General features: G+C 66.6%; 13 protein-coding genes and 1 pseudogene. 3 read left to right on the plus strand and 11 right to left on the minus strand.

The genetic code is table 11. The features are described from left to right. Positions 1 to 5: 5 nt before the first annotated feature. The 7 genes and pseudogenes from ABE546_RS06585 to ABE546_RS06615 all read right to left on the minus strand — a co-directional run bounded on the left by ABE546_RS06585 (position 6) and on the right by ABE546_RS06615 (position 5,631). A complete protein-coding gene (locus tag ABE546_RS06585) occupies positions 6 to 680 on the minus strand; it encodes a rhomboid family intramembrane serine protease (protein WP_121038514.1) in 675 nt (224 codons plus the stop codon). 89 nt (positions 681 to 769) lie between these two features. Next, positions 770 to 1,132, minus strand: a complete 363-nt coding sequence (locus tag ABE546_RS06590) for an MGMT family protein (protein ID WP_226956722.1) — start codon at positions 1,130 to 1,132, stop codon at positions 770 to 772. Beyond that, complete coding sequence (locus ABE546_RS06595; RefSeq protein ID WP_123730604.1) at positions 1,129 to 2,049, minus strand: DMT family transporter; 921 nt, start codon at positions 2,047 to 2,049, stop codon at positions 1,129 to 1,131. The genes ABE546_RS06590 and ABE546_RS06595 overlap by 4 nt, the downstream gene beginning before the upstream one ends. Positions 2,050 to 2,309: 260 nt before the next feature. Beyond that, positions 2,310 to 3,665 (minus strand): glutathione-disulfide reductase, encoded by a 1,356-nt coding sequence (gorA, locus tag ABE546_RS06600; protein ID WP_346463002.1) that lies wholly within the window; start codon positions 3,663 to 3,665, stop codon positions 2,310 to 2,312. After that, positions 3,662 to 3,805, minus strand: a pseudogene (locus ABE546_RS06605) (amino acid dehydrogenase); the annotation flags it as partial. The pseudogene ABE546_RS06605 and the gene gorA, both read right to left, overlap by 4 nt. A 15-nt stretch (positions 3,806 to 3,820) precedes the next feature. Beyond that, a complete protein-coding gene (locus tag ABE546_RS06610; RefSeq protein ID WP_313219012.1) occupies positions 3,821 to 5,068 on the minus strand; it encodes a DUF418 domain-containing protein in 1,248 nt (415 codons plus the stop codon). Between the two features lie 83 nt (positions 5,069 to 5,151). Continuing rightward, positions 5,152 to 5,631: a peptidylprolyl isomerase gene (locus tag ABE546_RS06615; protein WP_088433264.1), complete on the minus strand. Its 480-nt coding sequence runs from the start codon at positions 5,629 to 5,631 to the stop codon at positions 5,152 to 5,154. 111 nt (positions 5,632 to 5,742) lie between these two features. On the opposite strand from ABE546_RS06615, the gene ABE546_RS06620 reads away from it, so the two are divergent. The 3 genes from ABE546_RS06620 to ABE546_RS06630 all read left to right on the plus strand — a co-directional run bounded on the left by ABE546_RS06620 (position 5,743) and on the right by ABE546_RS06630 (position 8,773). Further along, positions 5,743 to 6,282: a C40 family peptidase gene (locus ABE546_RS06620; protein WP_346463003.1), complete on the plus strand. Its 540-nt coding sequence runs from the start codon at positions 5,743 to 5,745 to the stop codon at positions 6,280 to 6,282. A gap of 146 nt (positions 6,283 to 6,428) precedes the next feature. Continuing rightward, positions 6,429 to 7,190, plus strand: coding sequence for a C40 family peptidase (locus ABE546_RS06625; protein WP_313209012.1), 762 nt, complete (start codon positions 6,429 to 6,431; stop codon positions 7,188 to 7,190). A gap of 245 nt (positions 7,191 to 7,435) precedes the next feature. Continuing rightward, entirely contained in the window at positions 7,436 to 8,773 is a 1,338-nt protein-coding gene (locus ABE546_RS06630; protein WP_346463004.1) for a sigma-54 dependent transcriptional regulator, read from the plus strand. Positions 8,774 to 8,808: 35 nt separating this feature from the next. Here ABE546_RS06630 and ABE546_RS06635 read toward each other — a convergent pair whose 3' ends face one another. The 4 genes from ABE546_RS06635 to ABE546_RS06650 all read right to left on the minus strand — a co-directional run bounded on the left by ABE546_RS06635 (position 8,809) and on the right by ABE546_RS06650 (position 13,254). Beyond that, positions 8,809 to 10,125 (minus strand): hypothetical protein, encoded by a 1,317-nt coding sequence (locus tag ABE546_RS06635; protein ID WP_313208932.1) that lies wholly within the window; start codon positions 10,123 to 10,125, stop codon positions 8,809 to 8,811. Positions 10,126 to 10,173: 48 nt separating this feature from the next. Continuing rightward, positions 10,174 to 10,938, minus strand: a complete 765-nt coding sequence (locus ABE546_RS06640) for a hypothetical protein (protein ID WP_313208931.1) — start codon at positions 10,936 to 10,938, stop codon at positions 10,174 to 10,176. A gap of 9 nt (positions 10,939 to 10,947) precedes the next feature. Continuing rightward, the gene (locus tag ABE546_RS06645; protein WP_313209011.1) at positions 10,948 to 11,634 is read right to left on the minus strand and encodes a C39 family peptidase; all 687 of its coding nucleotides are present in this window, start codon (positions 11,632 to 11,634) and stop codon (positions 10,948 to 10,950) included. Between the two features lie 156 nt (positions 11,635 to 11,790). After that, positions 11,791 to 13,254: an adhesin gene (locus ABE546_RS06650; protein WP_346463005.1), complete on the minus strand. Its 1,464-nt coding sequence runs from the start codon at positions 13,252 to 13,254 to the stop codon at positions 11,791 to 11,793. Positions 13,255 to 13,277 lie beyond the last annotated feature (23 nt).

Genomic DNA, 13,277 nt, shown 5'->3' on the forward strand with positions numbered 1-13,277 from the left:
AGGCCTCATTTAATGCTGCGCAGGTGGTTGGGACGCTTCGGTGGGCCCGGCGGACGTCGGTTGTTGAACGGTGGTTGGCCGCGCCAGTAGCGGATCAACAGCCAGCCGAACAGCATGCCGCCCAAGTGCGCGAAGTGGGCCACGCCAGGCTGCCAGCCGGTGGCGCCCAGCATCAGTTCCATCGCGCCGAACACGATCACGAAGGTACGTGCCTTCATCGGGATCGGCGGGAACAGCAGCATCACCCGCTGGTTGGGGAACAGCATGCCGTAGGCCAACAACAGGCCGAACACGCCACCCGAAGCGCCCAGCACCGTGGCCGGGTCGGCCAGCATCATGCCGACCAGCAGCTGGCACAGGCCGGCACCGGCGACGCACACCAGGTAATAGGTCAGGAAGCGTTTTTCGCCCCAGGTCTGTTCCAGCGGCGCACCGAACATGAAGAGCGCGAGCATGTTGAAGAACAGATGGCCGAAGCTGCCATGCAGGAAGCCATAGGTCAGCAGCTGCCAGGGCTGGAAATTGCCGCCCGGCGAGAACGGATCGAAGCCGCCCCCCAGAGGCTGCAGCATGAAGGGCTCGAACGTGGCATTGCCAAGCAGGAACGGCTGCTGCAGCAGGAACAGCAGGGCATTGGCGATCAGCAACGCTTTGGTGACAGTGGGCAGGCGCGGAAACATGAGGGCATCCTTTGGAACTGCGCCCATCATAGCCGCAGCACCCGGCCGCGATCTGCGCGCCAGCGCGGGCATTCAACGCGCAGGCAGCGTCAGCCCGGTCCCCACAGGGCGGCATCCAGATCATTGGCACCGGCCACCGGCATGCCCTTGACCCGCCCCCGCTCGATCGCCACGCCCTCGGCGCGCAGCCGCTGGCTCTGTTCTTTCCACCCGGCCGAGCCTTCCGGCATCGCGATGCGCCCGTCCGAGCGCAGCACGCGGTGCCACGGCAGTTCCGGGTCGTCATTCATGCCAAGCACGCGTGCGGTCAGCCGCGCCCTGCCCGGCAGCCCCGCCTTGGCGGCGACCTGGCCATAGCCCATCACCTGCCCGCGCGGGATCGCGCGGATCACTGCCAGAATCCGTGCACGCGCCTGCGCCGCCGGGTCATCGCCCACGGCGGCCGCGTTCACGCGCGGACCCGGCTGACCAGCAGCACGCCGAGCAGGACCAGGGCCGTGCCGAGGATCTGCCACGGCCCCATGGGTTCGTCGAGCAGCCATAGACTCATCACGATGGTGGAGACCGGACCGAGCATACCCACCTGGGCGGCCAGCGACGAGCCGATCCGCTTCACCGCCAGCATGATCGCCATCACCGGCAGCACCGTGCAGACCGTCGCATTGATCAGCGACAGCCAGTACACCGGCGTGGGCGCCTGGCCCAGCGCGGACATCGGGTGCAGCACAGCGAAGTGCAGCACGCACAGCACGCAGGCCACGCAGCTGGCATAGGCGGTCAGGCGGATCGCACCGATCCGCGCCACCACCTGGCCACTGCCGAACAGATACAGCGCATAGCTCAGCGCACTGGCGAACACCAGCGCACTGCCCAGCACGATGCGCCCGCCTTCCAGCTGCAGGTCATGGCCAAAGGCCAGCAGCACGCCGAGATAGCTGAGCACCAGTGCCGCCACCTGCCAGCGACCCGGGCGCTTTTTCAGCAGGACCAGGCTGATCAGCAGCACCAGGGTCGGGTTCAAGTACAGGATCAGGCGTTCCAGGGTGACGCTGATGTACTGCAGGCCCTGGAAGTCGAGCAGGCTGGACAAGTAATACCCGGTGAAGCCCAGCCACACCACGCGCCCGCGGTCGCCCCATGACAATGCCGGCGCGCGCCGCGCCGACCATACCGCCAGCACCGCGAACAGCGGAAACGCCATCAGCATCCGCAACGCCAGCAGTGTGGTGGCATCCACGCCATGCCGATACGCGAGTTTGACAATGACCGCCTTGCCCGAGGCCGCGATCGCGCCAATCGCGGCCAGTGCGATGCCGCCGGCGGCGATGCGGCTGGAGGACGTGGGCAGCGAGGAGGCGGGTGAAGTCATCAGGACGACGGACAGCCGCGCGGGGGCGGCTGGTCAGGTGGGGGGCGGCCATTGTCGCATGCGGTGCGGCGGGTGTTTTGCGCCGGCAGACACTGCGGGAACGGCGCTCCGATCCTGTTTCAACTGCGGAAAGGACAGCGCAGGCCGCCGAGCCGTTCGCCTGCGGAAGGGTGTGCCGCGCGGTGCGCGGTTGCCACGCATGGCGTGGCACCACCGGATCCCTGCCGAGGCTTCGGCGGCTGCACGCCGCTGATGCGCTTTCAGCGCATCAGTACGACTTCTTCTGCGGAGGTTGGATGGATTGCCACGGTGTCGTCGAACTGGGCCTTGGTCACGCCCATCTTCACTGCCAGTGCAAACCCCTGCAGGATTTCATCGGCAGACTCGCCCAGCAGGTGGACACCGACCACACGCTCCTCCTCGCCCACGCAGACCAGCTTGAACAGGCTGCGCTGGGTGCCATCGGCCAAGGCCTGCAGCATCGGGCGGAAGTTGCTGCGATACACGCGCACATCACCGTATCTCGCACAGGCCTCTTCTTCGCTCAGCCCCACCGCGCCCAAGGCCGGATGCGAGAACACCACACTGGCCACGTTCTCATAGTCCATCTTGGCCTGCGGCTGGCCACCGAACAGGCGGTCCATCAACTTGCGCGCCGCGGCGATCGCCACCGGGGTCAGGCCAACCTTGCCGGCAATGTCGCCCACTGCGTGCACGCTGGGTACCGCGGTGGTCTGCCACGCGTCGACCTCGACCTCGCCCTTGTCACCGATCACCACGCCGAGCGCTTCCAACCCCAGATCGGCACTGTTGCCGCGTCGCCCGGTGGCAAAGAACACCGCATCGAAATGACCGTCGGCCGGGCCATCATGGCCGAGCGCGACCACGGCATCGCCGTCACGCTGCAGCTCGCGCAGGCGGTAACCGAAATGGATCTGTACGCCTTGGTGGCGCAGGTTCTCGGCAAGCTGTGCGGTCAGTTCTGCATCGAAGCGCTCCAGCAGCCGCTCGCCACGTACCAGCAGCGTCACGCGGCTACCGAGCGCCTGCAGCAGCCCGGCCAGCTCCACCGCGATATAGCCACCGCCGACGATGGCCACGCGCTCCGGTGCGCCGCACAGGTTGAAGAAATCATCGGAGACCAGGCCCAGTTCGGCACCGGGAATGTCCGGGCGCTGGGGATGGGCACCGGTCGCGATCAGAATGTGCGCGGCGCTGATCCGTACACCATCGCTGCACTCCACGGTGTGCGCATCCACCAGGCGGCCACGACGCGGCACCCGCACCACCTTGTTTTCATCCAGGCGCTTGAGATAGCTGGCATGGATGTTGGCGATGTAGGCCTGACGATGCACCACCAGCTCTTTCCAATCCAGTGATGGGCGCACTGGCACGTCGAATCCCATCGCTGCAGCCAGGCCGATGCGTCCGGACAGATCGGCGGCGAGCCACATCGCCTTCTTCGGCACGCAGCCGACATTGACGCAGGTGCCGCCCAGTTCGCCCGGCTCCAGCATCGCCACGCGCTGGCCGTGCTGCGCCGCGCGGAAGGCCGCGGCGAGGCCGCCGGAACCACCGCCCAGCACGATCAGGTCATAGTCGTATTGCGTCGTCATTGGCATCGCTCAACTCGGTAAGGGGCAGGATCGATCGCCGGCGCGCGGCCGTTGATCAGGTCTGCCATCAACTGGCCGGAGCCGACGCTCATGCTCGTGCCCAGCATGCCACGACCGGCTGCGATCCAGACGTGAGGGTGCGTGGCACCGCCGTGTCAGGCCCGGCGCAGCGGCGGCCACTGCAGATAGGTCATCGCGCGCCAGATCCACTCCAGCGGCCCGAACCGGAAGTACCGCAGCCACGCATGGCTGATCGCCACCTGCAGCGCGAACAGGGCCAGCGCGAACGGAATCTGCCACAGGCGCGGCATCGTTTCGAACGCGCCCAGTCCATAGCCATAGAACACCCAGGTACAGACCAGCGACTGGCCGATGTAATGGGTCAGCGCCATCCGCCCCATTGGCGCCAGCACCTGCAGGCGTGCGCGCCAGTGCACGATCCAGGCCAGATAGCCCAGGCACATCAGCAGCCCGGCCAGCGCGCTGACCGCATACGCCACGCCGCCGCGCAGGTCCAGCGTGCCGGGCGCCTGATAGGGGTGCCAGATCGCGCTGCCCAGCATCAGCACCAGCCCGACCGGCAACGCGACCCAGCGCAGCCGTGCATACAGCCGCGCGAACCGCTCGGGCTCGGCCAGCGCGCCACTGCGCGCGAACCAGCTGCCGATCAGGAACATGCCCAGCACTTCCGGACCGATCACGAAGATGCCCGACAGCATCGCGCCGAGATCACGCAGGCGCTGTCCCACCGCCTGCCCCCAGCTGCCATGCGCGTACGCCTGGCGCTGCAGCTCGATCGTGCGTTGGGCCTGGGCGATGGCCTCGCGCAGCGGTTCCTGCGTGTGCTCCATGCTGGCCATCCAGCTCATCAACGCCCCCAGCACCAGCACCAGGGCGGCAGCGCCCAGATAGCTGGTCGCGCCCATCGCGGGCAGCCAACTGCGCGGCGCCTCGCGGCAGGCAAGCAACAGCATCGAGATCAACGCATAGATCACCAGGATGTCGCCGGACCACACCAGCAGCGCGTGGCACAGGCCGATCAGCAGCAGCGCCACGCTGCGGCGCAGATAGAACGGTGCGAATGCGCGCCCGGCCGCTTCGGCGCGCTGCGCCATGACCGAGAACCCCGCGCCGAACAGCAGCGAGAACAGGGTGAAGAACTTGCCCTGGACCAGCACGTAGATGGCCGCATCGGCCCAGTAGTCCGCGCCCTGCCAATGCGGATCGATGCCGGTGAAGGACAGGTCCAGCGGACCGCTGAACGCCTCCATGTTCATCAGCAGGATGCCCAGCAGCGCGAACCCGCGCAGGATGTCGATGACGGCGATGCGCTCGTGGGCACTCACCGGCTGCAAAGGAGAAGAAGCTGCGTTCACAGGCAATCCGCTGACCAGGGCCGCCATTATGCCGTGCGCACGAGGGCCTGCCGCACAAACGAAAACGGCCCGCCGAAGCGGGCCGTTGGATCAACCAGGGGTTGCAGCACTCAGTGCTGGTGGCCGCCGTCGCCGTGCACGTGGCCGTGCTCGATTTCTTCCTTGCTGGCTTCGCGCACGTCGACGATCTCGACGTTGAAGTGCAGGTCCTTGCCGGCCATCGGGTGGTTCAGGTCGACATCGACCACGCTCATGCCGACCTTCTCAACGGTGACCGCGCGCGGGCCGAAGTTGGTCTGCAGCACGACCTGCTGGCCCGGGACCAGCTTGCTGGTGCCGAAGTGCTTCTTGGGCACGCGCTGGGTAAGGCCTTCGCGGCGCTCGCCGTAGGCATCGGTCGCCTTGACGTCCACTTCGAAAGTGGCGCCGGCTTCCTTGTCCATCATGGCGTTTTCCAGGCCCGGGATGATGTTGCCGTGGCCGATCAGGATCGCCAGCGGATCACGGTCCTTGGAGCTCTCGATCGGCTCTTGGCCCTGCTCGGCGACGGTGTAATGGAAACGGACGACGCGGTCTTTTTCGATCTTCATGCGCAACTCTGGTCTGGAGACTGCCGAGGGCAGACGGGTGAGGCGGGTTGTGGCCTGCCGGATACGCCGCCATCATGACGGCCTTCTAAGGTCGCGCATTATCCGGACAACATGCACATGACGCCAGTTTCGCGCCTGACCCGCCTGCCCGGCCGCCTGGCCCTGCTGGCGATCATCGCCCTGCTGAGCGCCTGTGGCGGCGGCAAGACCACCCGCCCGGCCCCGCCGCCCGCCTCCCCCCAGGTATGGCCGAGCGTGACCCCGAACGACCCCCAGGCCGCCAACGCGGTGCTGATGCGCGCCATCGGACTCGTCGGCACCCCCTATCGCTATGGCGGCAACACCCCGGAGTCCGGCTTCGACTGCAGCGGCCTGGTAGCCTATGTCTATCGCGAGATGCTCGATCTGCGGCTGCCGCGCACCTCGCGCGATCTGGCCGCCGTGCAGGGGCCGAAGATCGATCCCAAGCGCCTGGCGCCGGGCGATCTGGTGTTTTTCGGCAACAAGGGCAACGTCTTCCATGTCGGCATCTATGTCGGTGAAGGCCGCTTCGTGCACGCCCCCAGCACCGGCGGCACGGTCCGTCTGGACTCGCTCGGCGGTCCCTATTGGAAGGACCACTACACCGGGGCGAAACGCGTCCTTGACTAACCTGAACAGGGGTAAGGTCCAAATTTGTGACGTACATCACATAGTTGTAAACGAAAAATTAACGGAATTTGTACCTAATCACTGCGCTTACACGGCATCATCACCCATCGTTTTTATTCAGTGACCGCCGCGTGACGACAGACGACCTGACGTGCAAAGGCCAGACCGCCGCCACCCGGCGACGCGCCCGCCCCGCTTTCCTCGCTGCAGCACTCTGCCTGGCCAGCCTTCCGGCCTGGGCGCAGTCCGCACCGACGACCGCTCCCGAGGTTGCTGCACCCCCCGTCACTGTCACCCCCGATTCTTCCGCGCCGGCCAAGCCCAAGGCTGATGCGCCGGCCCGCAGCAAGGCTGATGCCGCTGCCAGCGCCACCCTCGCCGCCCTGCTTCCGCACCTGGCGGCCAACGACACCATCCCGCTCATGGATCGCTCGGCGATGTTCGCCGGTGACCTGAGCCGCCTGCTCGCCAACTACGACGCCAGCACCGGCGCCATTACAGTGGCCGGCGACGCCGCCGAAAACGGCAAGGTCCAGTCCCTGCTGCGCCGTGCGATGACCCTGCTCGGCACCCCGTACCGCTGGGGCGGCACCTCGCCGGACAGTGGTTTCGACTGCAGCGGCCTGGTGGGCTATGTGTTCCGTACCGCGCTGGGCGTGGAGCTGCCGCGCGTGTCGCGCGAGATGGCCCATGACGGCGCTGCCGAACTGATCAATGACCGCAACGCCCTGGCGGCTGGCGACCTGGTGTTCTTCGGCCGCAAGGGCCGGGTCGACCACGTCGGCATCTATGTCGGCGAAGGTCGCTTCCTGCATGCCCCGAGCACCGGCAAGGACGTCCGCGTCGACAGCCTGGTCAGCGGCTACTGGGGCGGCAAGTTCATGCAGGCCCGCCGCGTCGATCTCTGACGGGCCCTGCTGAACGCATGGATCGAAGGCCGGTGCCCTGCAGCGGCCTTTTTTGTTGGGCCCGGCGATGGCCGCTGACCGGCCCAACCCGCGTTCCTTTCTCTGTCACCGCCTGTTTTCCAGCGGGCGACACGCCCGGCGCACGCGCGCCGCGGCGGGGGACGGACCCGGACGTGGGGCGGCACGTCCTGGGCAACCGATCAGGCAGCAGACACCGCCCGTGATCCTCGTCGACAAGGTGACGCATGGCGGCTGTCCCCGATTTTCCTGCCCGGTGTGTGATCTGGTTTGGGCAACCCCTCGCGCTTGAACGCGCGACGCTGGCTGCGGCCGGCTGGCAGGTGCGCGGCGTCGCCCCCGAGCAGTGCGCCGGCATCGGCATGCGCGGCAGCGACCAGGTCGTCGGCCTGCTGGACCTGCGTACCGTGGTCCCGGCCAATCTGGCCCACCTGCAGCAGCTGCTGGTCGACCACCGCCACATGAGCCTGCTGGCGTTGTTGCCGGCGGCTCCGCTGCGCGCCTCGCCGGTGCTGGATGCGCTGCTTGCCGCCTGTGTGGATACCTATACCGCCCCGATCGATCTGCCGCGCGTCGTACAGCGGCTGCAGCAACTGGCGGGCGCCGACTCCCTGCCCGCGCCCCATGGCCCGCAGTCCCTGATCGGCGACAGCGCGGTCCTGCAGGTCACCCGCGCGGCCATCCGCAAGTACGCACCGGTAGACCTGCCGGTACTGATCACCGGCGAAACCGGCACCGGCAAGGAACTCGCGGCGCAGGCGCTGCACGCACTGTCCGCGCGCCACGCGCGTCCCTTCCTGGCGGTGAACTGCGGCGCCATCCCGGCCGCGCTGGTCCAGTCCGAGCTGTTCGGCCACGAGCGGGGCGCCTTCACCGGTGCGGCAACGCGGCGCCTGGGCCTGTTCGAATCGGCCAGTGGCGGCACCGTATTCCTGGACGAGATCGGCGACCTGCCGCTGGATGCGCAGACCAATCTGCTGCGTGTACTGCAGGAAGGCACCGTCGAACGCGTCGGCAGCAACCGGCCGCTGGCGGTGGATGTGCGCGTGTTGGCAGCCACTCACGTCGATCTTGAAGCCGCGGTCGAACAGGGCCACTTCCGGCGCGATCTGTTCTATCGGCTCAACGTGCTGCGCCTGCCCCTGCCACCGCTGCGCGAGCGCGGCACGGATATCGCGATGCTGGCCCACCATTTTCTCGCCAGCTTCCGGCATCGCCACGTCACCCGGGCGCGCGGCTTCACCGCCGATGCCGTCCAGGCGCTGGAGCGCTTTGCATGGCCGGGCAATGTGCGCGAGCTGCTCAACCGGGTGCAGCGTGCAGCGATCGTCAGCGATGCCGAACTGATCACCGCCGCGGACCTGGAGTTGAGCCAGCCGCTGCTGCCCATCACCGCGCACGGCCTGCACGGCGCAAAGCAGGTCGCCGAACGCGAAACCCTGCTGCATGCCCTGCGCCAGAACGACTTCAACATCACCGCCTGCGCCCGCCACATGCAGGTCTCGCGGGTGACCGTTTACCGGCTGTGCCGCAAGCACCAGCTGGCGCTTCCCGAACTGCGCTGACCTTCAGCGGTGGCGTCGCAGCCTCCGCAGCGCGCCTACAAGCTGTACGGCACCTTGAACGCCAGAGTGAAGTCCGGTGCATCCGGGGTCAGGCCGATACCCAGCAGGCTCACCAAGGTGGTCTTCTGGTTGAGGGCGTAGGTGATGCCCAGGTTCAGCGTGCCCGCGTTGGCGTCACTGCCGATCACCTTCAGCCACTGGCCGTTCTTGTAGCGCGTGGACGCGCGCGCGCTCAGCTTGTCGCTGAAGGAGATGCTCAGGCTGGTGCGCTCGTTGAAGGCGAACGCCACGCCGGCACCGAAGTAGTACGAGCCGCCCAGCTTCACATCCCCCGGGTTGGTGGTATCCGGGTTGGCGTCGATGTCATCGAAGCTGCGCGGGAAGGAATGGATGTAACCGATGTTGGCGAACAGGATCGCCGGATCGGCGGTCTTCACTGCGGAAAGCCCGACGTTGGCCTGCCACACCCCGTTGCCGGTGGGCTGCTGCTCGGGCACGGCGAAGCGGATGAAGTCATCGTCATCACGCTCGAGCACCTTCCAGTCCAGCCCATACGGCGCACGCCCGGTCGGCGCGGTCGCCCCCACGGTCAACACCGTTTCCGGCAGCCGCCCCCGCTCGGCGAACAACCGATAGTTGGCGCTCACGCCAACATCGCCGATGCCGTTGCCGGTCGTCTCTTCCTGCGCGATGGCCGCGGCAGATCCGCCGGCACCGCCCTTCTGGAACACGGTCTTGCGAGCCAGGTAGGGCACATCCAGGTTCAAGGTAAGGCGCGGACTGACACCCCAGCGCGCGGCCAGGTTGTAGGTCAGCGTGTCCGACTCGACGTTCTCGATGGCGATGTTGCCCAGGAAGATCGCGTCCAGCGCCAGGAAGCCGTTGAGGCTGAGCTGCTTGCGGTCATAGCGCGCGTAGGACAGGCTGTTTTCGATCGTGAAGCGGCGACTGAACAGCGCGGCCTGCTGTTGTTTGACGTCATCCACGCTGCGCCGCGATTCCTGTTTGGCCTGCTGCGCTTCGGCCGCCGAGCTGGCGTAACCGTCGGCGCTGGCCGGCGCTGCAGGCGTGCCAGCCGGCAAGGCCTGTTGAGGTGGAGGTGCGGCACCGGCGACGGGCGCGGTCTTGCCGGTCAGCCGCGCCTGCATGGCCTGCACCTGCATGTCCAGCTCGCGCAGGCGCCGTACTTCCTGCGCGTAATTGGCTTTCAGGCTTTCCAGCTGCGCCATCAAGGCCTTGACGTCGGCTGCGTCATCGGGCGCCGGCTGTTGTGCCTGTGCCTGGGCGGACGCAGCCGCCATGAGTGCCAGCGCCGCCAGCGCCAGCGGTGTTACGCGGATCATCGTGTGCATTGCCTTGGCCCACTGTTGTGTTGTCGCTCCCCCTGCCGGGCCGATGGATCACTGGCCCGGCCCCATGCCTACGCCGCGTACCAGCGTCATCGCCTGCGCCACGTTCTGGTTGAGCGGAACGTTGTTGGCCAGCGATTGCCTCACGAGGTCGATCTGCAGCCGGTTGGTGACCGACTGTCCATCACTGCCCAGCGCGATGCTCTGGCCGACGCTGCCATTGCGGATCCATTGCTGGACCGCACCGACACCCTCGATCTGCAACTGCACCTTGGCCGTGTTGCCTTCCAGCTGGGCCAGCGCACTGACACCGCCCTGCTGCACGCTGGCCAGGTTCACGCCCTCGCCGGTGGGCGTGGGTGCCACGCCATCGCGCACGGTCAGCTGGGTGGCGTTGCTGGCGAGGTTGCCGTCGCCGGCCACCTGGATGCTCTGGCTGAGGCCGGCCACGTTCTGCAGGCCACTGGAGTCCACACTGCGCCCCGGTGTCACCGGCAGCGGTGCATCGGCAGCGGTCACGCTCACGCTCGGTGCGAAGCTGATCTTCGGTGTGCTGCCGCCGTGGCTGAAGTCCATGCCCAGCTTCAGCGCGCTCTGTGCCGACTGCCCGCCGGCGGTCTGCCATTGCGAGACCATGGTGACGCCGAACCACGCCACGGTGTTGCCACCGACGGTGTAGCGGCCCCGCATGAGGTTCAATTCCGGATCGGGGATTTCGCTCAATCCCTTGCCGGGCCGGCTCTCGTCGGCATGCGCCGGCGCAATGCCCAGCAGGGCGAGCAACACGATGCCGGGCGTCCAGGTTGCGATGTTCATGGTGCCTCCTTAAAACAGATCGGCATGGGTGAATCCGAAATCGACCAGTTCCGCATCGGTGATCGGCCCCTGCCTGGCGTACAGCGAACGGGCACTCGGCCGTTCACCGGGCTGCAGCAACGCCGTGTTGCGATCGAAGTCACTGCCGATCACGACAAACACGGCGCGCGACGGCCACGCCTGGAGAAATTCGCTGACGGGAATGCTGCGGTTGCCCAGAATCGGGTCGGCCACATCCACCAGATCGCCACGGACCTGTTTGAGGACCACGAAGTGGCGGAAGCCCCGCACATCCATCAGCACCAGCCCGGGCACGCGCAGTGAGCGCAGGCGCTCTTCATTGACGCGGTAGCCGCGCCCACGCATGCCCATCGATTCGACGTAACGCTTGATGTCCAGCAGCGAGAAACCGCGCTGGTGGACCAGTTGTGGATCCGAGACCCCCATCATCCCTTCGATCACCGTGCTCTCATCGGCCTCCAGGTGGTAGGCATAGCGCAGGATCGTGGCCAGGGCAGCTGCGCCACAGCTGTAATCGGTGTGTTGCCGTACGACATTGCGGAAGCGCCGTTCCTGCATGCTTTCCACGCGTTGGGTGAGGACCGCCCCGTTGGGCAGCACACCACTGAAGCCGACGTCGCCGGCACGCACGATGCCCATCGGCATCATCAGCACCGACAAGGCCCACACCAGCATCCACGTGCGCATACGACTGGACATGTAGTACTCCGGCTCAGGAAGGAGCCCCTGCCCCAAGGGGGAGAAGGGACAGGGGCTCCCGGGGAGCCCGGTCATTGGCGGATGACCGGGTTTGTTGCGCTCAACGCGTACTGCTTGCGAAAACGGACAACCTTACTGTTCCGGACCGCCGCCACCGCCACCGCCGCCGGTGGAGGGCTGCGCAACCGCCAGGGCCAGACTGTTGGCCTGCAGGTTGCCGGTACCGGAGGCCACGTTCACCCCGATGTTGCCGGAGGCGCCGGAGAACGCACTGCCGGACAGCGCCGCGGTGTTGGTCGCATCCACGTTCACCCAACGGGTGGTGGAGACGGTGCCGCTCAGGCTCGCGTAGAGATCGGCCACGCCCAGTTCAACGAACTGGCTGGTGCCGCGCTCATCGGTATCGAACGCGATGCCGCCCACGCCCGGACGATTCGGGTTGGCGGTGGCATTCTGGATATCGCTATCCATGTCGATATGACCGGTTTCGCTGCCGCTCGGGTGATCCAGCGCGCCGCTCCAGGTATCCAGGTAGTAGTTGTCTTTCTGGTAGGCACTACCCGTGCCGCTGTAACGGCCCGCACCCACGGCCAATGTGGCACCGGCAACGCGACCACTCAGGTTCACGTCCACGGTGTCGGTCATCGACTGCAGGTAGCCGGCGTTGCTGACGGTGTTGCCGGAGGACACCTGGTTGGAGCTGATGCTCGAGGTCGCATAGGCGCTGGTGGCGACCGAGGCGGCGAGCGCGTTCTTCTGCTCGTTGTTGTTGCCCGAGGCGACGTTGGCACCGATGTTGCCGGACGCGCCGCTGAAGGCATTGCCACCCAGGCCCGCGGCGTTGGTCACGCCGGAGTTGAGGGTGGTGTTGCCACCGCCGAACTGGTTGACGAAGACTTCCGCATCGGCCATGCCGAAGCTGAAGGACGCATCGGCCGCGGACAGCGACGCCGCATTGTCCTGGGCGTTGTTGTCACCGGCGGCGACGTTGAAGCCCAGGTTGCCCGAGGCATCGGCACCGACGTCGTCGGCGATCGAGGCGCTGTTGGTCACCAGGGTGTTGCCGGCCAGATTGTTGGTGACCGACTGGCGGTTGTCGATGACGGCGATGGCGGCCGAATCGATGTCGATCGAACCGGTGATTTCCGGATCACCCGAGAAGCTGATGTCCGAGCTCAGGCGCAGGTCCTTTTCGATGTTCACGTCAACGCCGTGATTGTTCTTTTCCTGGCGTTCGTCGGCCTGGATGTTGCTGGTCTTGCTGACGTTCTCGGTGACGTTGCGGTTGCTGGTCACGTCGCGGTTGCTGGTGACGTTGGTGTTGCTCGTCACGTTGTCGTTGATGGTGGTGTTGGTGGTGCTGTTGTTGTTGCGGGTGTTGTTCCAGGTCCGGTTCCAGGTGCGCGAATCGGTATCGGTGTTGGTGGTGGTATTGGTTTCGGTGTTGGTATCGGTATTGGTGCGCGTTTCAGCCACATTGTGCAGGTGGTTGATGTTGGCGCTCTGGTTCTGGTTGTCGCGGTCATTGCCCCAGCCATTGGCGCCGGCGGAGGCGGATGCAGCGGCGACGGCGATGGCCAGTACGGTCCGTTTCATGTTGGTGTTCATGGTGCCCTCTC

The sequence above is a fragment of the Stenotrophomonas sp. TWI377 genome (assembly GCF_039674525.1).
GTDB lineage: Bacteria > Pseudomonadota > Gammaproteobacteria > Xanthomonadales > Xanthomonadaceae > Stenotrophomonas.

Excerpts from the sequence above, each read along its gene's own strand:
- ABE546_RS06585 (WP_121038514.1), bottom strand. The coding sequence starts at position 680 with ATGTTTCCGCGCCTGCCCACTGTCACCAAAGCGTTGCTGATCGCCAAT.
- ABE546_RS06595 (WP_123730604.1), bottom strand. The coding sequence starts at position 2,049 with ATGACTTCACCCGCCTCCTCGCTGCCCACGTCCTCCAGCCGCATCGCC.
- gorA (WP_346463002.1), bottom strand. The coding sequence starts at position 3,665 with ATGACGACGCAATACGACTATGACCTGATCGTGCTGGGCGGTGGTTCC.
- ABE546_RS06610 (WP_313219012.1), bottom strand. The coding sequence starts at position 5,068 with ATGGCGGCCCTGGTCAGCGGATTGCCTGTGAACGCAGCTTCTTCTCCT.
- ABE546_RS06615 (WP_088433264.1), bottom strand. The coding sequence starts at position 5,631 with ATGAAGATCGAAAAAGACCGCGTCGTCCGTTTCCATTACACCGTCGCC.
- ABE546_RS06620 (WP_346463003.1), top strand. The coding sequence starts at position 5,743 with ATGCACATGACGCCAGTTTCGCGCCTGACCCGCCTGCCCGGCCGCCTG.
- ABE546_RS06630 (WP_346463004.1), top strand. The coding sequence starts at position 7,436 with ATGGCGGCTGTCCCCGATTTTCCTGCCCGGTGTGTGATCTGGTTTGGG.
- ABE546_RS06635 (WP_313208932.1), bottom strand. The coding sequence starts at position 10,125 with ATGCACACGATGATCCGCGTAACACCGCTGGCGCTGGCGGCGCTGGCA.
- ABE546_RS06640 (WP_313208931.1), bottom strand. The coding sequence starts at position 10,938 with ATGAACATCGCAACCTGGACGCCCGGCATCGTGTTGCTCGCCCTGCTG.
- ABE546_RS06645 (WP_313209011.1), bottom strand. The coding sequence starts at position 11,634 with ATGCTGGTGTGGGCCTTGTCGGTGCTGATGATGCCGATGGGCATCGTG.
- ABE546_RS06650 (WP_346463005.1), bottom strand. The coding sequence starts at position 13,254 with ATGAAACGGACCGTACTGGCCATCGCCGTCGCCGCTGCATCCGCCTCC.